The organism is Pseudomonas sp. NFACC08-1 (genome assembly GCF_900106735.1).
In the GTDB taxonomy this organism is placed as follows: Bacteria; Pseudomonadota; Gammaproteobacteria; order Pseudomonadales; family Pseudomonadaceae; genus Aquipseudomonas; species Aquipseudomonas fluorescens_Q.
This window is the reverse complement of sequence record NZ_FNNL01000008.1, coordinates 253,814-274,077: the sequence shown is the minus strand read 5'-3', so window position 1 is coordinate 274,077 and position 20,264 is coordinate 253,814. Positions and strand designations below refer to the sequence as shown.

The window sequence follows — 20,264 nt, the reverse complement described above, 5'->3', positions numbered from 1 at the left end:
AATGAACCGCATTACGACATAGCAGGCTTTTTGTTATCCTCCCCGCCTTCTTTCATGGACGAATACCGGGACAAGCTATGGCTAACTACCCCCCGTCACGCACCGGGACGATACTGCTGGGCCTGCTTTTTGCGCTGATCGGCATTGGCTTGCTGGGCATTGCCGTCAATCTCACCCTCGACCGTCGCGACTTCCTCGCCCGGGCACAGACCGTCGATGGCATCGTCAGCCACTTGAATGCCGGTGGTTCGCATCCCGAGATCGCCTTCACCACCGTCAGTGGTGAAAAAATTTCCTACCCCCAGGGCGGCTTTATCTTCGGCTATCAGAAGGACCAGCCGGTGCGGGTGCATTACCTGCCCGAGCAGCCGACGGCCAGCGCCATCGTCGATGCCCCGGCGGCACTGTGGGGCACTTCCGGTGTACTGGGTGTTATCGGCCTGGTGTTCACCCTTGTCGGCCTGCTGAAAGCCACCCGCCAACGCGGTCGCGATGCGGTTCATTCACATAAAGGACTTTGAACGTATGAGCTACAACATCCCACTCCCGGTTAATGAAAGTCGCTGGCAGTACCAGACCGCTAGCGGTGGTGGCCTGACCGTGGTCATGGTGGCGGGCAGTGGTGGCTCGATTATCCTGCGCTCGCCCCAGGGCGAAGACGTCAGCTACCGCTATGGCGGGGTCGGCGTGGGTGTCGGGTTTGGCGCCAGGCTGCCGCGTTTCGGCAAGATCAATATCCAGATCAAGGGCAAGGGTGTGGCTGCGGCCGGTGCGGCAGAGGCGTTTCCCAGCACTGGCAAGGTGTTTGTCAGCGACGCCCTGGTCGACCGCGACCTGACCAGTGACGATATCACCGGCCCTTGCATGTATACCGAAGTGGGCGTGGGCTTGGGGATCGGCGGTTCGGCCACGGCCCTGCTGTTCGGGCTCGATCCCAAGTTGCTGGCGTTGTCGGTGGCCCTGAGCTCCAACCCGGCAACCTCGCTCATCGCTTCGACCACGGTCAACCGGCAACTGGCGCGCTCGGCCAAGGGCGCGGTGGTCATGGCCGGGGTGAATGCTGGCCTGCAGGCCGGTGGTGGCGCGGCGATCTACATGGGCTATCTGTTCTAGTCGGATTGTGCGAGCGGACAACAATCCCGGCATCTAAAACCTGTGGGAATGAGTTTGCTCCCGCAGGGAGTTGCGCCCATAAAAATTGGTATGTGCCGAAAGCATAATGAAAATATCAGTCATCGCTTCGCTAGGGCTTTTATCGCTCATTCAAACATCACTGGCCTTTGCGGATAATGCCAATGGGAAAAATCTCTATCTACAGAGATGTGCCATGTGTCATGGGGCGGATATCAAGGGGACAGGGCCGTTGGCGCATAAAAGCAATCCTCCTGCGCCTGACCTTACAACGTCCGCTTTCAAGAAACGACTGAGTGATTATCCGGGTGTCATTGTGTCGTCGATAATACTGCGACCCAATGGGGATTTGATTCCGAGGACCTTGCGAGAGAATGGTGTGAAGCTACCGCCGCATTCTTGGAGCGTTAAGGATTTTCGCGATTTGAATCAGTATATGGATGGCGTGATTTCAAAGAGCCGATGATCTCTCCGGTTTGGGAGGGTGTGTGTATTCGTTTCTGCGGTAAGGGCTACTGGCGGCCGATACTGGCAAGAAGAATCTAATAAACAGCCTCATGCAGGCTGCCCATGCGTGATGGTTCGTATGGATCAATTGCCGTGGTGACGGTTCGCCGGCAAAGCCAGCGCGACGCCCCCCAGTACCACGGCTGAGACCATCAACAAGCGGATCGACATAGGCTCGCTCAAGAGCCAGACGCCCCCCAGCGCAGCAATGATGGGTACGCTTAATTGAAGGGTTGCCGCTTGCTGCGAGCTGATTTGCTTAACCGTGCCGTACCAGAGCGCATAGCCGCAACCTGACGCCAATACACCTGAAGCCAGCGCGTACAGCACGCCAGGCGAACTCATGTGAGCACCACTTCCGAAAGCCATGCCGGGGCCAAGCAAAAACAGCAACGGAAGGCTTCTTGCAAAATTGCCCGTGGTGTCGGCGAGCGGGTTGGCGGACCTTTTGCCGAGCACCGAGTAAATGCCCCACGCCACTCCCGACATCGCCATGAGCAATGCGCTGCCAATAGGCGGCGCATCAGCGCCCGGCAGCAACATTGCAAGCAGACCGCAGAACGCCGTTATCATGCCTATCAGCACTTTTTTCTGAATCTGCTCTCCTTCTTGCCAGGAAAGGATGAACATCGTGATTTGCACCGCTCCAAACAGGATCAGGGCGCCCACGCCTGCACCTAGCTGAACATAGGCAATGGAGAAAAGGTAGGCGTAAAGAAAAAGAGAAAGGCCACCCCTCCAGCTACCGCCGATGCTTGGACGAGGATTACGACGCCTGATCAAGAGCAGCAGAAATACCCCGCCACTGAGCAACCGAATCGCCGTGAATGAATCGGGGTCAATTTGACCGTTCATCAGTGCCTGGCGGCAAAAAATCGAATTTGCTGCGAAGGCAACCAGGCATAGAATCGCCTGCAATGCCCAGATCGAACGGCTGGTTTCATTGCGGTCTGGGTCAGTTATCGCAGTCATCAGACAAACGCTCCAACCAATAGAAAAACTTTACTGACTTGCTCTGTAGTTGCCGAAATTGAGTTCAACAATTCAGAGCTAATAGAATCTTTGGAGATCAGTAGGGTTCTCCACAACGAAGATTTTCTATGTCGGATGCGTAGATTTAATCAGTCGCGATGCGGCGTTTGTTTTCACACCATGACTTCATTCGAGCTGAATGCACCCCCCTACATAGCCCAGCTCGCAACAGGAGTCTTATATGCTCACCGGTAAAACGGCGTTGATCACTGGCGGTAACTCAGGCATCGGCCTGGCCACGGCGAAGGTGTTTCTGGCTCACGGTGCGCGCGTTGCGATCACCGGCCGCGATGCGGATAAATTGGCGGCGGCGCGCAGAGAGCTTGGCCCAGGTGTTATCACGTTGGTCGCTGATGTAAGTTCAAGCGAGCAACTCCGGCAAATGGCGAAGGTTGTCGAGCAGGAGTTCGGCGGCTTGGACATCTTCTTCGCCAATGCTGGAGTCGCGTTTGGAACGCCGCTGTCCAGCACGACCGAAGAGCAGTACGACAGGCTTATGGATATCAACGTGAAGGGCGTTTTCTTCTCGGTACAAGCCATTGAACCGATCATGCGCCCGGGCGGCTCTATCATCCTTTCCACATCCTGGCTCAATCAGGTTGGTGCTCCGGGCCGGACGCTGTTATCGGCTTCCAAGGCTGCTGTCCGCTGTTTCGCGCGTACCCTCTCGGCAGAGTTGTTGGAGCGCCGCATTCGAGTCAACGCGGTCAGCCCCGGTGCTATCGAAACCCCGATTCACCATCAGCCAAACCAAAGTGAAGAGGAGTACCGTGCTTATGCCGAGCGAGTGGGTGCGCAAGCGCCCATCGGCCGTATGGGGCGCGCTGAGGAAGTTGCGGCGGCGGTGCTCTTTTTAGCCAGTGATGCTTCAAGCTACATGCTGGGTGCTGAAGTAGTCGTCGATGGTGGCAGGGCAGAGTTGTGATGAAGGAGCTTGTTAACGACGACCGCCAAAAAAGGGCAATTGTGCATAGCTCTACGCTGCCATGGATTCATAGCCCGATCGCAGGAGTGGATCGGCGCCCTTTGTATCGGGTCGGTGGCGAACAGGCGCGGGCAACTTCAATGGTGCGGTACGCTCCCGGCAGTGCGTTCAGCGCGCATGTTCACTCGGGCGGAGAGGAGTTCCTGGTGTTGGAGGGGGTCTTTGAAGATGAACACGGCCGATATCCCGCAGGTACTTATGTACGTAATCCTCCTGGCAGCCGGCACGCTCCAGGAGCGAGCTGCGGCTGCACAATCTTTGTTCGCTTGCGCCAGTTCCATCCCGCAGACCGGCACCCGGTAGTCTTGCGTATTGGAACTCAAAACAATCAGCTTCTGTACGAGAGTGAGCATGAGCGCGTCTGGGTGGAGGCTATACCGGCTGGAACCCAGCAGACTCGAGCTAATCACAGAGGACTGGAGTTGCTGGTGCTGGAGGGCGAATTGATAGGCGAAGGTTTCCTGCTGCAACCACTCAGTTGGTTGCGTTTACCGCAGGGCGAACACTTTGTGGTGAAAGCGGGCACGCAAGGTGCTCGCGTCTGGATCAAGGATGCTTCGCCAGATCTAGGCGTGTGATCCGGCTTGCTCTGCCTCGGCAATCAACCAGTCCCGGAAGGCTTGGATTTTCGGTAGTTCACTGCACTCAGCGCGGTAGACGACGTAATAGGCCTGGGTCAACGGGCAGTCCAGCCCTTTGTCCGCAAACGGCCGTATCAGGCGGCCCGTCGACAAATCATCGCGCACCATCACGCTGCGGGCGAGCGCCAAGCCTTGGCCGTCTATCGCGGCTTGCAGGACTGAAGCCGAGTTGTTGATCCGCAATCCGTGGTCAGACTTGATGTGCGTAAAACCAGAGGCGTCCAGCCACATTCGCCACGTGGGATAGTCACGATCGTTGGCCATGGATAGATCATGGATCAGCGTGCAATCGGCCAAAGCCTCGGCTATCAGCTTGCCGTCCTTGAGCAGAGGGAAGTCGGGCGCGCAGACGGGGAACATCACCTCATCCATCAAGTGCACGGCGATGAGACCTGGCCACTTTCCTGCACCGTATCGCACTCCGACATCGATGCGCTCGACCTGAAAATCCACGGATCGAGCGTTCGTGTCCAGCAGTACATCCAGATCCGGGTGGTCCTGCTGAAAGCGCTCGATTCGTGGCAGTAGCCACTTGGATGCGAAGGCCGGGCTCACCGTGACCGTAAGCCCGGCATGTATGCTGGCATCCTTTAGCCGGGCGAGACCAATCGACAGCCGATCAAACCCCTCTCTGATATCCGGCAAGGCCACTCGGGCGACGTCCGTGAGCATCAGGCGCGCAGTACCGCTACTCGCGCGCGTGAACAGGGAAATACCCAGCCACGACTCCAAGTTACGGACCTGTTGCCCCACGGCGGCTGGCGTGACGTTCAGTTCGGCGGCGGCTGCGGAGAAGCTTTGGTGCCGCGCGGCGGCTTCGAATGCACGCAGGGCGTTTAGATAAGCGGGAGTGGTCATTGATAGTTTTTCTATCTCTTAAAACAAAATCTTCTGCGTTGTCGCTGTGAGCGCAGCCGTGAAGAATGCACACCAAGCCAACGGATTAGTACCCAGAAGATAGCAGAAAAAGGGTCAATTCCAAGGCGTAGTTGTTTCTCACCCCTTGCGCTCAGTGTCACTGAGGAGATCAAAGCATGAATAGTTTTTCTAACAAGGTTGCGATTGTTACCGGCGGTGGTTCAGGCATTGGTAAGGAAGTAACCAAACGGCTCGTTGAAGCGGGCGCCAGTGTTGTCATCGGTGGTCGAGATGCTGTGAAACTGGCCCAGGTTGCCCAGGAAATTGATGCCTCGGGTCAAAAGGTCCGCTTTCATGCGGGGGATATCGCCAAGCCTGCCACCGCGCAAGCACTGGTTGACCTCGCAGCGAGCAGCTTCGGCGGCGTAGACATCCTCATCAACAACGCCGGCATCTTCAGCCCTAAGCCATTTCTTGAGGTGAGCCCGGAGGAATATGACGCGTTTCTGGACATTATCCTCAAAGGCAAGTTTTTCATGGCCCAGGCTGCGGCCAAAGCCATGCTGAAGCGCGGCGGCGGCGCAATCGTCCAGACCGGTTCTTTGTGGGCGATCCAGGCCATCGGCGCGACGCCCTCGGCTGCCTATTCCGCCGCGAATGCGGGCGTCCACGCCCTGACTCGCAACTTGGCGCTTGAGCTGGCCGGCTCCAACATCCGCATTAACACGGTGGCGCCCGCAGTGGTTGAAACTCCGGTCTACGGGACCTTCATGGACGCTGATCAGGTCAAGGAAGTCTTACCGACCTTCAACGCTTTCCACCCGCTTGGCCGCAACGGTCAGCCAGCAGATGTGGCCCAAGCGATGTTGTTCCTCGCCTCGGATGAAGCCTCGTGGATCACCGGCACTGTATTGCCAGTCGATGGCGGCGTGACTGCCGGTCGTAACTAATCGGGAGAGATGCAACATGATGAACTGGAATGAGTATTTTGCGGGCCTGATGGGTAACGTCAGTGAGTTCGCCAAACTGGCCCCGGAAACCATGCGTGGCCTCCACACCATCGGCAGCGCCCCGGCTAAGCACCTGGAGCCGAAGATCCATGAGCTGATCGCCTTGTCCGTGGCAATCACCACACGTTGTGACGGCTGTATTGCCTCCCACGTCCAGGCTGCGCTCAAGCATGGTGCAACCCGCGAAGAAATCGCTGAAGCGCTGGGCGTAGCCATCTCGCTCAATGCTGGGGCGGCACTGACTTACACCGCGCGGGTATTCGATGCCGTGTCTGCCTTCGAGAAACACTGATATAACTGGGCGCCGGATGGCGCCCTTTTTTCGTCCCGGAGGGCACCCATGACTACACAGAAAATTGCCATCATTGGAGGAGGTCTGGCTGGTGTTTATGCAGCCTATCGCCTTCGTGGTCTTGGCATAGACTTCGATCTGTTCGAAGCACAAGGTCGACTTGGTGGAAGAATTCTTTCAACGGAGGTGGGTGGCTTTGATCTCGGGCCGACGTGGTTCTGGCCAGACTGCCAGCCTCGCATGCAAAGCCTGGTCGAGGAGTTGGGCTTACCTACGTTTCAGCAACACGAAGAAGGGGATGCGCTGGTAGAGCGCTGGGCCACTGATCTGGTTCGTAGAGAGGGGTATCGCTCGGGCAACGTTTCGATGCGTATAGAAGGGGGAACAGGCCGCTTGGTTAAAGCGCTCGCGGCTTCATTGCCACAAGCATCTGTCCACGTCGATGCAGCGCTGACGGACATCCAAATCGACGATCAGGCTATACGCTTAACGCTCTCTGAAGGCCGAGTTCACTCTTCGATTTACTCACAGATTTGGCTGGCTATACCTCCTCGGCTAATAGGGAAAATTCATTTTACGCCGCCCCTCTCTCGGCAAAAATTGCAGCAGATGAACAGCATGCCGACATGGATGGCGTCACACGCTAAATACGTTGCACGATATGCCAGGCCATTCTGGCGTGAGCACGATCTCTCGGGCGATGCGTTCAGCGGTGTTGGCCCACTAGGTGAAGTTCACGACGCCTGTAATGAAAGCGGGGCAGCACTCTTCGGTTTTCTAAGTATGAATGCGGCTCGACGCCAAAGCATGAATATGTCGGATTTGAAGGCGTTATGCCGGGAACAACTGAAGCGTCTCTTTGGCGATGAAGCGCTCAATCCAATTGAGGACTTCATACACGACTGGGCAACCGATCCATTTACTGCGACAGACGAGGATCAGGTTTCGCTGGGGTGGCACGGACGGCATGAGTTCACGCTGTCGCTCGATTCACCATGGAGCGATATATTTCATTTGATCGGCAGCGAGGTAGGTGGCGATCAAGGCGGCTACATGGAGGGCGCATTGGCAGCCGTCGATAAAGCACTGGGCGAGCTTATCAACAGCGACATTCGTACTGGATTCGGTTTGGAGGAGCAGTTAGGTCGAAAGCACAACTGTACGGGCTGAATGTCGGTTATGTGAATCTCTACTGGCAACGCTCGGATCTCAATGGATGGGGATGGTGGGGCTTAGACGCGAAACCCCCGTATCGCTTAACGATAACGGGGGGCTGAGGTCCATCAAGTACCGTGGAGAGCCACGGAAAACCGTCAGACGTTAAAGCGGAAGTGCATCACATCACCGTCCTTGACGATGTACTCCTTGCCTTCCAGACGCCATTTACCAGCCTCCTTGGCACCCGCTTCGCCCTTGTACTGGATGAAATCGTCATAGGCGATGACTTCGGCGCGGATGAAGCCTTTTTCGAAGTCGGTATGGATCACGGCCGCGGCTTGTGGCGCGGTGGCTCCGACGCGAACGGTCCAGGCGCGGACTTCTTTTACGCCAGCGGTGAAGTAGGTCTGCAGGTTGAGCATTTCATAGCCGGCGCGAATCACGCGGTTCAGGCCGGGTTCTTCAAGGCCCAGGGCCTCCAGGAACATGTCCTTTTCTTCGCCATCTTCAAGCTCGGCGATTTCCGCTTCGATCTTGTTGCAGACCGGTACGACCATCGCGCCTTCTTCTTCGGCGATGGCTTTCACCACGTCCAGCAGCGGGTTGTTCTCGAAGCCGTCTTCGGCAACGTTGGCGATATACATGACCGGTTTGGTGGTCAGCAGGTGGAAGCCGCGGATGATCTGTTTCTCATCGGCGCCCATGTTCTTGATCAGGCTGCGTGCCGGCTTGCCCAGGGTGAAGTGAGCGATCAGTTGCTCGAGCAGGGCTTTCTGGGCGACGGCGTCCTTGTCGCCCCCCTTGGCATTGCGAGCGACTTTCTGCAGCTGTTTTTCGCAGCTGTCGAGGTCGGCGAAGATCAGTTCCAGATCGATGATCTCGATATCGCGTTTCGGGTCGACGCTGTTGGAAACGTGAATCACGTTCTCGTCTTCGAAGCAGCGGACCACGTGGGCGATGGCATCGGTTTCACGGATGTTGGCCAGGAACTTGTTGCCCAGGCCTTCACCCTTCGAGGCGCCAGCCACCAGGCCGGCGATGTCGACGAATTCCATGGTGGTCGGCAGCACGCGCTCCGGGATCACGATGGCCGCCAGGGCGTCCAGGCGTGGGTCGGGCATCGGCACGATGCCGCTGTTCGGCTCGATGGTGCAGAAGGGGAAGTTCTCGGCCGCGATACCGGATTTGGTCAGGGCGTTGAACAGGGTGGACTTGCCGACGTTAGGCAGGCCGACGATGCCGCAATTGAATCCCATGGTGTTTCCCCTCGGATAAGTGTCAGGCCTTCTGGCTGTGCAGGTTTTTCATCGCGCGGTTCCATTCACCGGCGAGGATATCCGGCAGCACGCCGAGGGCGAAGTCGATGCTGGCATCGAGTTTTTCCTGTTCGGCGCGAGGCGCACGACCCAGGACAAAGTTTGAAACCATACTGGCAACGCCTGGGTGGCCGATGCCGAGCCGCAGGCGGTGAAAGGTATTCTGATTACCCAGTTGCGCGATGATGTCGCGCAATCCGTTGTGACCGCCATGGCCGCCGCCTTGCTTGAGCTTGGCAACGCCCGGAGGCAGGTCGAGTTCGTCGTGGGCCACCAGGATTTCTTCAGGCTTGATGCGAAAGAAACCGGCCAATGCCGCTACGGCCTGGCCGCTGCGGTTCATGTAGGTGGTGGGAATCAACAGGCGAACATCCTGACCCTGGTGCGAGAAGCGACCGGTCAGGCCGAAATACTTGCGATCGGCTGCCAGGCTGACGCCTTGTGCTTGCGCGATGCGCTCAACAAAAAGGGCCCCTGCGTTATGCCGGGTCTGTTCGTATTCAGCGCCTGGATTTCCCAGGCCAACGATCAGTTTAATGGCAGTCACGATAGGGGCCCTTCCTGGAGTGTGGATAACGATGTCGCAATCAGGCGGTGTTGCGGCAATGGACGAAAATGGCGGATTTACCGTTAAGTAAACTTCGCGTTCTCGCCCGCTGTCTCGCTACGTTCCAGTCCGCGATGTTTCCGGCCACTCCGGCGACAGAGTGAAATTACTCTGCAGCGCCTTCTTCAGTAGCTTCTGGAGCAACACGTGGAGCGTGGACGTTGGCAACAGCCTTGTCATCGCCGTGTGCCAGAGCAACAAACTCAACGCCTTTAGGAGCCTTGAGGTCGGACAGGTGAATGATCGTGCCGACTTCGGCGTTAGCCAGGTCGACTTCGATGAATTCAGGCAGGTCTTTCGGCAGGCAGGTCACTTCGATTTCCGAAACAACGTGCGAAATTTCGCCGCCTTTCTTGATCGGAGCAGCTTCACCAACGAAGTGCACAGGCACGATAGCGGTCAGTTTCTGGCCGGCGACTACGCGTACGAAGTCAGCGTGCATCACGTGGCCTTTGGCCGGGTGACGCTGCAGGGCCTTGATCACGACGTTCTGCTTGGTGCCGCCAATGTTCAGCTCGATGATGTGGCTGTAGGCCGCTTCGTTTTCGAGCAGTTTGGCAACTTCTTTGGCCAGCATGCTGATGGACTCAGGGGCTTTCTCGCCACCGTAGACTACAGCTGGAACCAGGCTTGCGAGACGACGCAGGCGGCGGCTCGCACCTTTCCCCAGGTCGGAACGCACTTCAGCATTCAGAGTAAAATCGTTCATGTTGTATCTCCAAAGTAACCACATTCACCCCAGCGCTTGCGACCAGCGCTTAAGGCGATATGGGCAAAAAAGCCCCGCCCCGACAGGTAATGCCGGGGCGGGGCGCTTTTCGTCAACGAGATGTCCTGGAAAGGGCAGGGCCCTTAGCGGAACATCGCACTGATCGATTCTTCGTTGCTGATGCGGCGAACCGCCTCGGCAACAACCGGTGCGATATCCAGTTGGCGGATACGCACACAGGCTTGTGCTGCAGCGGACAGCGGGATGGTGTTGGTGACCACCAGCTCGTCCAGCACGGAATTTTCAATGTTCTCGATCGCTCGACCCGACAGCACAGGGTGTGTGCAGTAGGCAAAGACCTTGGCAGCGCCATGCTCTTTCAGGGCCTTGGCCGCGTGGCACAGGGTGCCGGCGGTATCGACCATGTCATCGACCAGAATACAGGTGCGCCCTTCGACGTCGCCGATGATATGCATCACTTCGGAGTGATTGGCTTTCTCACGGCGTTTGTCGATGATACCCAGATCCACGCCCAGGGATTTGGCAACTGCTCGTGCACGCACGACGCCGCCAATATCCGGGGACACGATCATCAGGTTTTCGAAGCGCTGATCTTCAATATCATCCACCAGGACCGGGGAGCCGTAGATGTTATCCACGGGAATATCGAAGAAACCCTGAATCTGGTCAGCATGCAAATCAACCGTGAGGACACGGTCGATGCCGACTACGGTCAGCATATCAGCCACGACTTTTGCGCTGATTGCCACACGTGCGGAACGCGGACGGCGATCCTGACGGGCATAACCAAAGTAAGGAATAACAGCAGTGATACGAGTAGCCGAGGAGCGACGGAAGGCATCAGCCATCACGACGAGTTCCATCAGGTTATCGTTGGTCGGGGCGCAAGTCGGCTGAATAATGAAAACGTCTTTACCGCGAACGTTTTCATTGATCTCGGCAGTGATTTCGCCGTCGGAAAACTTACCGACAGAAATGTCACCGAGAGGGATATGCAGCTGACGTACAACACGCCGAGCCAGATCGGGGTTAGCGTTCCCCGTAAAGACCATCATCTTGGACACGCGCAGTACCTGAAGGCTGAGGGTATACCTGGATGAGTATAGGAAAATGGCAGGGGCGGCTGGATTCGAACCAACGCATGGCAGGATCAAAACCTGCTGCCTTACCGCTTGGCGACGCCCCTGTATCTGTTGCTGCGAGTGCCCAGCACTCGATTCCTTTTAGAGCAGGTCTTGCAGCTTGCGATGCAACATCGAAACGTTGCTTCCTTTTGCTACAAACCCTGTAAGGGTCTCTGTCAGAAGGGCCGAGACTTTATCAGCTTCAGCTTTGCTTGGGAAGCCCCCAAACACACAACTTCCAGTTCCGGTGAGTTTTGCTTCGGTAAATTTACCTAACAAATTCAAAGCGTTACGAACATCTGGATAACGCCTTGCTACCACCGGTAAGCAGTCATTTCGACTGTTTCCCTTGGGAACGGGGCGCACTTTAATGGGAGGAGAGTTACGTGTCAACAGTGGATCTGAAAAAATTTCTGCTGTACTTACAGAGACTTGCGGCACCAGTACCAAGTACCAGGGTTCTTCAGGGTCCACCGGGGTGAGTTTTTCCCCTACGCCCTCAGCGAAAGCGGCGTGGCCACGCACGAAAACCGGCACGTCGGCGCCCAGTGTCAAGCCCAGGGCGGCCAGGCGATCCGCGTCCCAACCCAGCTGCCACAAGTGGTTGAGACCGAGCAGCGTGGTAGCCGCATTCGAGCTGCCGCCACCGATGCCACCACCCATGGGCAGGATCTTGTCGATCCAGATATCGATGCCCTGCGTACAACCGGATTGCGCCTGGAGTTTTTTCGCGGCTTTGACGATCAGATTGTCGTCGTGGGGAACACCTTCGAATTCGGTGTGCAGGCGAATCACGCCGTCGTCGCGTACGGCAAAGGTGATTTCGTCGCCGTAGTCCAGGAACTGAAAAATCGTCTGCAACTCGTGGTAGCCGTCCGGACGACGACCGAGGATGTGCAGCATCAGGTTGAGCTTGGCCGGGGAGGGCAGGGTCAGGCGTGCGGCGCTCATGTCATTGCCCCAGCTTGCGCGGCTGCCATTGCTTGATCACCAGCGTGACGTCGAGGTTGCTGCCGTGCAGCTTGATGCGTTCGGGCAGCCAATAGCCGTTCTGCTGGGCATAGCTTAAGTACTCGATCTGCCAGTCATCCTGTTCCAGGTTGGACAGGCGGCTGTCGGCATCGAGGGTCAGACGGCTTTTGCTGTCCGGTGCCGGCAGCCCGCGAACCCACCAGGTCAGGTGGGAAACCGGCAGCTTCCAGCCCAGTTGTTCTTCCAGCAACGCTTCGGGCGTGGGTGCCTCGTAGCGTCCCTGGTTGGCGACTTCCAGCGATACCTGGCCCGGCCGACCGGTCAGGCGGGCCGCACCGCGACCCAGTGGGCCCGACAGGCGGATGTCGTAGTAGTCCTGGCGTTGCAGCCAGAACAGCGTGCCACTGCCGGAGTCTTTCGGGGCGCGAATGCCGATCTTGCCGTCGATCTGCCAGCCGTCGAGGCCGCTCAGTTGTTGCTTGTGCTCGCGCCATTGGGCCTGGTTGCCCTGGCCCTGGACGGATTCACGGGCGCCGAAGCCCGCGCAGCCGGCGAGCAGGGCAATGAAGCTGAAAACGATGAGATGGCGCAAAAACATAATCTTAAAGAGTCTCGGATCCGGTCAGGCGTTTGATGGTGCTGCGCAAAATGGGACTGTCGGGCTGGTCCTTGAGGAACTTGCTCCAGATCTGCCGGGCTTCGCGTTGTTTGCCGTTGGCCCACAGGACCTCGCCCAGGTGAGCGGCGACTTCCTGGTCGGGAAAGCGCTCCAGGGCCTGGCGCAACAGGCGTTCGGCTTCGTCGAGATTGCCCAGGCGGAAATTCACCCAGCCAAGGCTGTCGAGCACCGCCGGGTCTTCCGGATTGATCTGGTGGGCCTGTTCGATCAGCACCTTGGCCTCGTCATAGCGGGTGGTGCGATCCGACAAGGTGTAGCCCAGGGCGTTGAGGGCCATGGCGTTGTCCGGGTCACGCTGGATGATCAGGCGCAGGTCTTTCTCCATCTGGGCCAGGTCATTGCGTTTCTCCGCCAGCATGGCGCGGGTATACAGCAGGTTCAGGTCGTCCGGGTACTGCTTCAAGGCTTGTTGCAACACGTTCCAGGCCTTGTCGCCCTGGTTGTTGGCCGACAACGTTTCGGCTTCGATCAGGTACAGCTGGATGCCATAGTCCGGTTGGGAGTCGCGTTGCACCGCGAGGCGGCTCTGGGCTTCGGTGGTCTTGCCATTGCCGATCAGGATATCGGCCTGGCGCAACTGCGCCGGCAGATAGTCGTTGCCCGGGCCAACCTGGGCGTACTCGATCAGTGCGCTCTCAGGGTCATTGCGTTCCTCGGCGATGCGCCCCAGGTTCAGATGGGCCGAGTCGACGTGGCTTTCCCGGGCGATCAGGTCCTCCAGGTAACCCTTGGCCTCTTCCCAGGCCTTGGCTTCCAGGCAGACCAGCGCCAGGGAATAGCGCAACTCGTCGTCTTCCGGGTATTGCTGGACCAGGCTGGAGAACTCCACCTTGGCGTCGTCCATGCGGTTGTTTTCCACCAGCATGCGGGCGTAGGTGAGGCGCAGGCGTTTGTCGTCCGGGTATTTCTTGATGCTTTTTTCCAGCAGCGGCAAGGCTTCGTCGCCGCGGTCCAAGCCTTGCAGCAGGCGGGCACGCAGCAGGATCGGCGCCACTTCGCCGGCTTCCGGCGGGTTGTCTTCCAGCAGCGTGAGGGCGCCCTGGGTGTCGCCATCCTGTTGCAGCAGCAGGGCCTTGCCGAAAATCAGCTGGCCGTTATTCGGGTGGCGCTGCAACAGGCGATCGAAGCTTTTCATCAGGCCGTTGCGGGTTTCCTGGTCGGTATCGGCGGCGGACAGGGCCAGGAAGTCGAAATGGGTGTCGCCCTTGCCCAGCAGGACTTTCTCCATATAGACCATGGAGTCGTCGTAGCGCCCGGCCCGGGCCAGTTGCACGGCGGCGGCGCGCTGCGCTTCCAGGTCATCGGGGGCATTCCTGGCCCAGATCAGCGCGGTATCCAGCGCGGGCTGGTCGGCGCCCAGGTATTCGGCAATGCGAAATGCCCGCTCGGAGATTCCCGGGTCCTGGGTATTGATGGCCTGGGTCACGTAGTTGTCCAGCGCAATGTCGAAGCGATTGCGCTGGCCTGCCAGTTCGGCGCTCAACAGGCTGAAGATGGTTTCTTCGCTGAACGAGCCGTAGACCTTGGGTTTTTCAGGTGCCTGCACGCTGTCTTCGACCGGCGGCGTACCGTCCGTCGAAACGGGGGCCATGGACTGGCAGCCGCTGAGCAAGGCAAGGGCGAGGAGCAACGCGGAAGATCTATTCATATAGGAAGAGGACGACTAACCTGCGGTCGGATCATCATGACACAAGCCTTGGGTCAAACATAACCGCCCCGTCGATTTACAAGCCAGGGCAGGGCGATAGAGATCGAGTGGTTGTTCTGAATCTGACGAAGTAGGACAATTGCCGGCTTCACGTCACTATCAGCGACCTTGAATGGCCTTCCTTGCACTCGGTATTAACCACAAGACTGCTTCAGTAGACGTCCGCGAGCGCGTGGCCTTTACGCCTGAGCAACTGGTTGAGGCCCTGCAGCAGCTCTGCCGACTCACCGACAGCCGCGAAGCTGCGATCCTCTCCACCTGCAATCGCAGCGAGCTTTATATAGAACAGGATCACGTTTCGGCGGATTCGATTCTGCGCTGGCTGGCCGACTATCACGACCTGAGCCTCGAAGAACTGCGCGCCAGTGCCTATGTGCATGAAGACGATGCGGCCGTTCGTCACATGATGCGCGTCGCCTCGGGCCTCGATTCGCTGGTGTTGGGCGAGCCGCAGATTCTCGGCCAGATGAAGTCGGCCTACGCTGTGGCCCGCGAGGCCGGCACCGTCGGTCCGCTGTTGGGCCGTCTGTTCCAGGCCACCTTCAATGCCGCCAAGCAAGTGCGCACCGACACCGCCATCGGCGAAAACCCGGTGTCCGTGGCGTTTGCCGCTGTCAGCCTGGCGAAACAGATCTTCAGCGATTTGCAACGCAGCCAGGCGCTGCTGATCGGCGCCGGTGAGACCATCACCCTGGTCGCCCGCCATCTCCACGACCTGGGGGTCAAGCGTATAGTCGTCGCCAACCGGACCCTGGAGCGGGCCAGTACCCTGGCCGAGCAGTTCGGCGCCCATGCGGTGCTGTTGTCGGACATTCCCGCGGAGCTGGTGCACAGCGACATCGTCATCAGTTCCACCGCCAGCCAGTTGCCGATCCTTGGCAAGGGCGCGGTGGAAAGTGCCCTGAAATTGCGCAAGCACAAGCCGATTTTCATGGTGGATATTGCTGTCCCCCGGGACATCGAGCCGGAAGTCGGCGAGCTGGACGACGTGTATCTCTACAGCGTCGACGATCTGCACGAGGTGGTCGCCGAGAATCTCAAGAGCCGACAAGGCGCGGCCCAGGCGGCGGAAGAGATGATCACCATCGGCGCCGACGACTTCATGGTCCGCCTGCGCGAACTGGCGGCGGTGGATGTGCTCAAGGCGTATCGTCAGCAGAGCGAACGCCTGCGCGACGAGGAGCTGCAAAAGGCCCAGCGCCTGCTGGCCAACGGCGGCAGTGCCGAAGAGGTGCTGGTGCAACTGGCTCGCGGCCTGACCAACAAATTGCTCCACGCCCCCAGTGTCCAGCTCAAGAAGCTGACCGCCGAAGGCCGCCTCGATGCGCTGGCCATGGCCCAGGAACTCTTCGCCCTCGGTGAGGGCTCACCGGATAGCTTTTCGGATAAAAAACCGCAATGAAAGCGTCACTGCTCAACAAGCTGGATATCCTCCAGGACCGTTTCGAAGAATTGACCGCCTTGCTGGGCGATGGCGAAGTCATTGCCGACCAGAACAAGTTCCGCACCTATTCCAAGGAATACGCGGAAGTCGAGCCGATTGTCGCCACCTATAAACAGTTGCTTAAAGTGCAGGACGACCTCGAAGGCGCCCAGGCGCTGCTCAAGGACAGCGACCCGGACATGCGTGAAATGGCCGTGGAGGAAGTGCGCGAAGCCAAGGAGCAGTTGCTCGAACTGGAAAGCAACCTGCAACGCATGCTGCTGCCCAAGGACCCGAATGACGGGCGCAACGTGTTCCTCGAGATCCGTGCCGGCACCGGCGGCGACGAGGCGGCGATTTTTTCCGGCGACCTGTTCCGCATGTATTCGCGTTATGCCGAGCGTCGCGGTTGGCGCGTGGAGATCCTGTCGGAGAACGAAGGCGAGCACGGCGGCTATAAAGAAGTCATCGCCCGGGTCGAAGGCGACAATGTCTACGGCAAGCTCAAGTTCGAATCCGGCGCCCACCGCGTGCAGCGCGTGCCGGCCACCGAATCCCAAGGGCGTATCCACACCTCGGCTTGCACCGTGGCGGTATTGCCCGAGCCGGACGAGCAGGAAGCCATCGAGATCAACCCGGCGGACCTGCGGGTCGACACGTACCGTTCCTCCGGCGCGGGCGGCCAGCACGTCAACAAGACTGACTCGGCGATCCGCATCACGCACTTGCCCTCGGGCATCGTGGTCGAGTGCCAGGAAGAACGTTCCCAGCACAAGAACCGCGCGCGGGCCATGGCCTGGTTGTCGGCCAAGCTCAACGACCAGCAGACCAGCGCCGCTGCCAATGCCATCGCCAGTGAGCGCAAATTGCTGGTGGGCTCGGGGGATCGTTCCGAGCGGATCCGTACCTACAACTTCGCCCAGGGCCGGGTCACCGACCATCGCGTCAACCTGACCCTGTATTCCCTGGACGAGATCCTTGCCGGTGGGGTCGATGCGGTGATCGAGCCGTTGCTGGCCGAATACCAGGCCGACCAGTTGGCGGCGATTGGCGAGTAAGCACAGGTGAATAAATGACCATCATCGCCAGTCTGTTACGCGCCGCCGAGTTGCCGGATTCGCCCACGGCACGGCTGGACGCCGAGTTGTTGCTTGCCGCAGCCTTGGGCAAGTCCCGCAGCTTCCTGCACACCTGGCCCGAGCGGATCGTACCCAGTGAGGCAGCGTTGCTGTTCTCCGAATACCTGCGGCGGCGTCGCTCCGGCGAGCCGGTGGCGTATATCCTCGGGCAACAGGGCTTCTGGAAACTCGACCTGGAAGTCGCGCCTCATACCTTGATCCCGCGTCCCGACACCGAGCTGCTGGTGGAAACCGCGCTGGCGTTGTTGCCGGCCACACCGGCCCGGGTCCTGGACCTGGGCACCGGCAGCGGTGCAATTGCCCTGGCATTGGCCAGCGAGCGCCCTGCCTGGAAAGTCACCGCGGTCGACCGGGTGCTGGAGGCCGTAGCCCTGGCCGAACGCAATCGCCAGCGCCTGGATCTGCACAACGTCACGGTGCTGAGCAGCCACTGGTTCAGTGCGCTGGAAGACACGCGTTTCGAGTTGATCATCAGCAACCCGCCGTACATTGCAGCCAGCGATCCGCATCTGGCCGAGGGTGACGTGCGTTTCGAGCCATCCAGCGCCCTGGTTGCCGGGCCGGACGGGCTCGATGATTTGCGCCAGATCGTTGCCCAGGCCCCGGCTCACCTTGAGCCGGGTGGCTGGGTGATGCTCGAGCACGGCTACGACCAGGCCGAAGCAGTGCGCGATTTGCTGCGCACCCAAGGCTTTGTCGAAATCCACAGCCGCAAGGACCTGGGTGGTCATGAGCGCATCAGCCTGGGGTGCCTGCCGTGCTGAACGATCAGGAGTTGTTGCGCTACAGCCGGCAGATTCTGTTGCAGCACGTCGACATCGACGGCCAATTGCGTCTCAAGCAAAGCCGCGTGCTGATCATCGGCCTTGGTGGTCTCGGCGCCCCGGTAGCGTTGTACCTGGCCGCCGCTGGGGTGGGGGAGATGCACCTGGCGGATTTCGACACCGTCGACCTGACCAACCTGCAACGCCAGATCATTCACGACACGGACAGCGTCGGTCTGAGCAAGGTCGATTCGGCGATGCGACGCCTGGGGGCGATCAACCCTGAGGTTCGGCTGATGCCTCACCGGGTGGCCATGGACGAAGACAGCCTGGCCGCGGCAGTCGCGACAGTGGATGTGGTGCTCGACTGCTCCGACAATTTCTCGACCCGCGAAGCGGTGAACGCGGCCTGTGTCGCGGCGGGTAAGCCGCTGGTCAGTGGCGCGGCGATTCGTCTGGAAGGGCAGTTGTCGGTGTTCGACCCACGCCGCCCCGAAAGCCCTTGCTACCACTGCCTTTATGGTCACGGCAGCGAAGCCGAGCTGACCTGTAGCGAGGCCGGTGTGATCGGACCGCTGGTGGGATTAGTGGGCAGCCTGCAAGCCCTTGAAGCCTTGAAGTTGCTGGCCGGTTTCGGTGAGCCGCTGGTGGGGCGCTTGCTGTTGATCGATGCCCTGGGCACGCGTTTCCGTGAACTGCGGGTCAAGCGCGACCCAGGTTGCAGCGTCTGCGGTGGCCAACATGAGTGAAGCGCCGATTGGTGTGCTTGACTCGGGTGTCGGCGGGTTGTCGGTGCTGGGGGAAATTCGCCAGTTGCTGCCCAATGAGTCGCTGTTGTATGTGGCGGACTGTGGGCATATTCCCTACGGCGAGAAGACCCCGGAATACATCCGGCAACGCTGCGCGATCATTGCCGACTTTCTCCTGGGCCAGGGCGCCAAGGCGCTGGTTGTCGCCTGCAACACCGCAACGGTTGCTGCCGTTGCCGATCTACGCCGTGATTTCCCTCATTGGCCCATCGTCGGGATGGAGCCGGCGGTCAAGCCGGCGGCTGCCGCGACCCGCAGCGGTATCGTCGGTGTGCTGGCCACCACCGGCACCTTGCAGAGCGCCAAGTTCGCCGCTTTGCTCGACCGTTTCGCCACCGATGTGCGAGTCATCACGCAACCGTGTCCGGGCCTGGTTGAACTGATCGAGACGGGTGATTTGCACAGTCCGGCCTTGTATCAATTGCTGCAACATTACGTCGACCCCTTGCTGGCAGCCGGCTGCGATACGCTGATCCTGGGGTGCACGCACTATCCGTTCCTCAAGCCATTGCTCGCGCGGATGATTCCGGAGCACATCAGCCTGATCGACACCGGTGCCGCCGTGGCCCGGCAACTTCAGCGTCTTTTGGCTGAGCGAGAGCTGCTGGCTGAGGGACCAGCCGGCGAAACGTATTTCTGGACGAGTGCAGACCCGATACATTTAAGAAAAATCCTACCTACGCTATGGCATTCGTCCGGCGTTGTGCGAAGCTTCGATCTGTAAGAAAAATGTGAAAACTGTGTGAAACGGGCTGAACTTCTGTTTGGGGGCAGATTTCTATAGCTTTGTCTGTTTGTAACAAAATCAACTAAGTCTGTTCGGAAAAGGATGTTTCTAATGAAGCGCTTATTCTGCTTCGCCGCGTTTGCGGCTGCATTGTTGGGGCACACTTACACTGCACAAGCAGCGGGTGTGGAATTTGGGGTTGGCCAGACCAGCGATTCGACCATGACCTATCGCCTGGGCATGCAGTTCGACTGGGACAAGAGTTGGCTGCAAAGTGATGTCGGTCGCCTGACCGGCTACTGGAGCGGTGCCTATACCTACTGGGAAGGGGACGAGACATCCAGCAATCACAGCCTGTCGTTTTCGCCTGTGTTTGTGTATGAATTTTCCGGCCAGAACGTGAAGCCTTACATCGAGGCGGGTGTCGGTGTGGCGTTGTTCGCCAATACCGAAGTGGAAGACAACAAGCTCGGTACGGCTTTCCAATTTGAAGATCGTATCGGCTTCGGCCTGCGCTTCAACGGTGGACATGAAGTGGGCATTCGCGCCACTCATTACTCCAACGCCGGCATCAAGTCGACCAACGATGGTGTAGAAAGCTACTCGCTGCACTACACGATGCCGCTGTAACACTTAAATACTGTGGGAGCGG

23 protein-coding genes and 1 tRNA gene are annotated in these 20,264 nt (G+C 58.9%); 14 read left to right on the top strand and 10 right to left on the bottom strand.

Annotated elements, in window-relative coordinates; all coding sequences use genetic code 11:
* The first annotated feature begins 77 nt into the window (after positions 1–77).
* The 3 genes from BLU76_RS18665 (at position 78) to BLU76_RS18655 (ending at position 1,597) form a co-directional block, all read left to right on the top strand.
* Entirely contained in the window at positions 78–521 is a 444-nt protein-coding gene (locus tag BLU76_RS18665; RefSeq protein ID WP_170867305.1) for a DUF3592 domain-containing protein, read from the top strand.
* 4 nt (positions 522–525) lie between these two features.
* Positions 526–1,113, top strand: a complete 588-nt coding sequence (locus tag BLU76_RS18660; RefSeq protein ID WP_014340199.1) for a hypothetical protein — start codon at positions 526–528, stop codon at positions 1,111–1,113.
* Positions 1,114–1,219: 106 nt separating this feature from the next.
* On the top strand, positions 1,220–1,597 hold the full coding sequence (locus BLU76_RS18655) for a c-type cytochrome (protein WP_092149620.1): 378 nt from the start codon (positions 1,220–1,222) through the stop codon (positions 1,595–1,597).
* A 125-nt stretch (positions 1,598–1,722) separates the two neighbouring features.
* On the opposite strand, the gene BLU76_RS18650 is transcribed toward BLU76_RS18655, so the two are convergent.
* Positions 1,723–2,613, bottom strand: coding sequence for a DMT family transporter (locus tag BLU76_RS18650; protein WP_371856168.1), 891 nt, complete (start codon positions 2,611–2,613; stop codon positions 1,723–1,725).
* 238 nt (positions 2,614–2,851) lie between these two features.
* Between BLU76_RS18650 and BLU76_RS18645 the strand changes: the two genes are divergently transcribed.
* Together BLU76_RS18645 and BLU76_RS18640 are read left to right on the top strand one after the other, a co-directional pair.
* Positions 2,852–3,595, top strand: a complete 744-nt coding sequence (locus BLU76_RS18645) for an SDR family oxidoreductase (RefSeq protein WP_092149614.1) — start codon at positions 2,852–2,854, stop codon at positions 3,593–3,595.
* On the top strand, positions 3,595–4,233 hold the full coding sequence (locus BLU76_RS18640; protein WP_092149611.1) for a cupin domain-containing protein: 639 nt from the start codon (positions 3,595–3,597) through the stop codon (positions 4,231–4,233). The genes BLU76_RS18645 and BLU76_RS18640 overlap by 1 nt, the downstream gene beginning before the upstream one ends.
* Here BLU76_RS18640 and gcvA read toward each other — a convergent pair.
* Positions 4,222–5,154, bottom strand: coding sequence for a transcriptional regulator GcvA (gene gcvA, locus BLU76_RS18635; RefSeq protein WP_092223794.1), 933 nt, complete (start codon positions 5,152–5,154; stop codon positions 4,222–4,224). The two genes, BLU76_RS18640 and gcvA, sit on opposite strands and share 12 nt — an antisense overlap.
* 176 nt (positions 5,155–5,330) lie before the next feature.
* Here gcvA and BLU76_RS18630 point away from each other — a divergent pair, with 176 nt between their 5' ends.
* The 3 genes from BLU76_RS18630 to BLU76_RS18620 are packed head-to-tail and all read left to right on the top strand — an operon-like array spanning position 5,331 to position 7,626.
* Entirely contained in the window at positions 5,331–6,104 is a 774-nt protein-coding gene (locus tag BLU76_RS18630; protein WP_092223790.1) for an SDR family NAD(P)-dependent oxidoreductase, read from the top strand.
* Positions 6,105–6,120: 16 nt separating this feature from the next.
* Positions 6,121–6,456 (top strand): carboxymuconolactone decarboxylase family protein, encoded by a 336-nt coding sequence (locus BLU76_RS18625; protein WP_092149605.1) that lies wholly within the window; start codon positions 6,121–6,123, stop codon positions 6,454–6,456.
* Positions 6,457–6,504: 48 nt separating this feature from the next.
* The gene (locus BLU76_RS18620) at positions 6,505–7,626 is read left to right on the top strand and encodes a flavin monoamine oxidase family protein (protein ID WP_092223787.1); all 1,122 of its coding nucleotides are present in this window, start codon (positions 6,505–6,507) and stop codon (positions 7,624–7,626) included.
* Positions 7,627–7,769: 143 nt separating this feature from the next.
* Here BLU76_RS18620 and ychF read toward each other — a convergent pair whose 3' ends face one another.
* The 8 genes from ychF to BLU76_RS18580 all read right to left on the bottom strand — a co-directional run bounded on the left by ychF (position 7,770) and on the right by BLU76_RS18580 (position 14,690).
* The gene (ychF, locus tag BLU76_RS18615; RefSeq protein WP_092149599.1) at positions 7,770–8,870 is read right to left on the bottom strand and encodes a redox-regulated ATPase YchF; all 1,101 of its coding nucleotides are present in this window, start codon (positions 8,868–8,870) and stop codon (positions 7,770–7,772) included.
* Between the two features lie 22 nt (positions 8,871–8,892).
* The gene (gene pth / locus BLU76_RS18610) at positions 8,893–9,477 is read right to left on the bottom strand and encodes an aminoacyl-tRNA hydrolase (protein ID WP_003205533.1); all 585 of its coding nucleotides are present in this window, start codon (positions 9,475–9,477) and stop codon (positions 8,893–8,895) included.
* A 166-nt stretch (positions 9,478–9,643) separates the two neighbouring features.
* Positions 9,644–10,246: a 50S ribosomal protein L25/general stress protein Ctc gene (locus BLU76_RS18605; protein ID WP_014340196.1), complete on the bottom strand. Its 603-nt coding sequence runs from the start codon at positions 10,244–10,246 to the stop codon at positions 9,644–9,646.
* 143 nt (positions 10,247–10,389) lie between these two features.
* Positions 10,390–11,331, bottom strand: coding sequence for a ribose-phosphate pyrophosphokinase (locus tag BLU76_RS18600; protein WP_003205529.1), 942 nt, complete (start codon positions 11,329–11,331; stop codon positions 10,390–10,392).
* Between the two features lie 47 nt (positions 11,332–11,378).
* Positions 11,379–11,453 (bottom strand) — tRNA-Gln (locus tag BLU76_RS18595).
* A 37-nt stretch (positions 11,454–11,490) separates the two neighbouring features.
* Complete coding sequence (ispE, locus tag BLU76_RS18590) at positions 11,491–12,342, bottom strand: 4-(cytidine 5'-diphospho)-2-C-methyl-D-erythritol kinase (RefSeq protein WP_092149596.1); 852 nt, start codon at positions 12,340–12,342, stop codon at positions 11,491–11,493.
* 1 nt (position 12,343) lies between these two features.
* Positions 12,344–12,961: a lipoprotein insertase outer membrane protein LolB gene (gene lolB / locus BLU76_RS18585; RefSeq protein ID WP_003205525.1), complete on the bottom strand. Its 618-nt coding sequence runs from the start codon at positions 12,959–12,961 to the stop codon at positions 12,344–12,346.
* Positions 12,962–12,965: 4 nt separating this feature from the next.
* Positions 12,966–14,690 (bottom strand): tetratricopeptide repeat protein, encoded by a 1,725-nt coding sequence (locus tag BLU76_RS18580; RefSeq protein WP_092149590.1) that lies wholly within the window; start codon positions 14,688–14,690, stop codon positions 12,966–12,968.
* A gap of 172 nt (positions 14,691–14,862) precedes the next feature.
* Here BLU76_RS18580 and hemA point away from each other — a divergent pair, with 172 nt between their 5' ends.
* From hemA to BLU76_RS18550, 6 genes are all read left to right on the top strand, one after another.
* On the top strand, positions 14,863–16,152 hold the full coding sequence (gene hemA / locus BLU76_RS18575) for a glutamyl-tRNA reductase (RefSeq protein ID WP_063324386.1): 1,290 nt from the start codon (positions 14,863–14,865) through the stop codon (positions 16,150–16,152).
* Complete coding sequence (gene prfA, locus BLU76_RS18570; RefSeq protein WP_072409343.1) at positions 16,149–17,231, top strand: peptide chain release factor 1; 1,083 nt, start codon at positions 16,149–16,151, stop codon at positions 17,229–17,231. The genes hemA and prfA overlap by 4 nt, the downstream gene beginning before the upstream one ends.
* A 14-nt stretch (positions 17,232–17,245) precedes the next feature.
* Positions 17,246–18,076, top strand: a complete 831-nt coding sequence (gene prmC / locus BLU76_RS18565; protein WP_063324388.1) for a peptide chain release factor N(5)-glutamine methyltransferase — start codon at positions 17,246–17,248, stop codon at positions 18,074–18,076.
* Positions 18,070–18,825: a molybdopterin-synthase adenylyltransferase MoeB gene (locus tag BLU76_RS18560; RefSeq protein WP_092223827.1), complete on the top strand. Its 756-nt coding sequence runs from the start codon at positions 18,070–18,072 to the stop codon at positions 18,823–18,825. Before prmC ends, BLU76_RS18560 begins: the two co-directional genes overlap by 7 nt.
* Complete coding sequence (gene murI, locus BLU76_RS18555; protein ID WP_092149581.1) at positions 18,818–19,609, top strand: glutamate racemase; 792 nt, start codon at positions 18,818–18,820, stop codon at positions 19,607–19,609. The genes BLU76_RS18560 and murI overlap by 8 nt, the downstream gene beginning before the upstream one ends.
* 114 nt (positions 19,610–19,723) lie before the next feature.
* On the top strand, positions 19,724–20,242 hold the full coding sequence (locus tag BLU76_RS18550; RefSeq protein WP_092149578.1) for an acyloxyacyl hydrolase: 519 nt from the start codon (positions 19,724–19,726) through the stop codon (positions 20,240–20,242).
* Positions 20,243–20,264 lie beyond the last annotated feature (22 nt).

What these genes read in the sequence shown, in the direction of transcription:
- BLU76_RS18630 (WP_092223790.1), top strand. Translation starts at nt 5,331, where the DNA reads ATGAATAGTTTTTCTAACAAGGTTGCGATTGTTACCGGCGGTGGTTCA.
- hemA (WP_063324386.1), top strand. Translation starts at nt 14,863, where the DNA reads ATGGCCTTCCTTGCACTCGGTATTAACCACAAGACTGCTTCAGTAGAC.
- ychF (WP_092149599.1), bottom strand. Translation starts at nt 8,870, where the DNA reads ATGGGATTCAATTGCGGCATCGTCGGCCTGCCTAACGTCGGCAAGTCC.
- murI (WP_092149581.1), top strand. Translation starts at nt 18,818, where the DNA reads ATGAGTGAAGCGCCGATTGGTGTGCTTGACTCGGGTGTCGGCGGGTTG.
- ispE (WP_092149596.1), bottom strand. Translation starts at nt 12,342, where the DNA reads ATGAGCGCCGCACGCCTGACCCTGCCCTCCCCGGCCAAGCTCAACCTG.
- BLU76_RS18605 (WP_014340196.1), bottom strand. Translation starts at nt 10,246, where the DNA reads ATGAACGATTTTACTCTGAATGCTGAAGTGCGTTCCGACCTGGGGAAA.
- BLU76_RS18640 (WP_092149611.1), top strand. Translation starts at nt 3,595, where the DNA reads ATGAAGGAGCTTGTTAACGACGACCGCCAAAAAAGGGCAATTGTGCAT.
- lolB (WP_003205525.1), bottom strand. Translation starts at nt 12,961, where the DNA reads ATGTTTTTGCGCCATCTCATCGTTTTCAGCTTCATTGCCCTGCTCGCC.
- BLU76_RS18645 (WP_092149614.1), top strand. Translation starts at nt 2,852, where the DNA reads ATGCTCACCGGTAAAACGGCGTTGATCACTGGCGGTAACTCAGGCATC.
- BLU76_RS18620 (WP_092223787.1), top strand. Translation starts at nt 6,505, where the DNA reads ATGACTACACAGAAAATTGCCATCATTGGAGGAGGTCTGGCTGGTGTT.
- BLU76_RS18655 (WP_092149620.1), top strand. Translation starts at nt 1,220, where the DNA reads ATGAAAATATCAGTCATCGCTTCGCTAGGGCTTTTATCGCTCATTCAA.
- prmC (WP_063324388.1), top strand. Translation starts at nt 17,246, where the DNA reads ATGACCATCATCGCCAGTCTGTTACGCGCCGCCGAGTTGCCGGATTCG.
- BLU76_RS18660 (WP_014340199.1), top strand. Translation starts at nt 526, where the DNA reads ATGAGCTACAACATCCCACTCCCGGTTAATGAAAGTCGCTGGCAGTAC.
- BLU76_RS18625 (WP_092149605.1), top strand. Translation starts at nt 6,121, where the DNA reads ATGATGAACTGGAATGAGTATTTTGCGGGCCTGATGGGTAACGTCAGT.
- BLU76_RS18580 (WP_092149590.1), bottom strand. Translation starts at nt 14,690, where the DNA reads ATGAATAGATCTTCCGCGTTGCTCCTCGCCCTTGCCTTGCTCAGCGGC.
- BLU76_RS18665 (WP_170867305.1), top strand. Translation starts at nt 78, where the DNA reads ATGGCTAACTACCCCCCGTCACGCACCGGGACGATACTGCTGGGCCTG.
- BLU76_RS18550 (WP_092149578.1), top strand. Translation starts at nt 19,724, where the DNA reads ATGAAGCGCTTATTCTGCTTCGCCGCGTTTGCGGCTGCATTGTTGGGG.
- gcvA (WP_092223794.1), bottom strand. Translation starts at nt 5,154, where the DNA reads ATGACCACTCCCGCTTATCTAAACGCCCTGCGTGCATTCGAAGCCGCC.
- prfA (WP_072409343.1), top strand. Translation starts at nt 16,149, where the DNA reads ATGAAAGCGTCACTGCTCAACAAGCTGGATATCCTCCAGGACCGTTTC.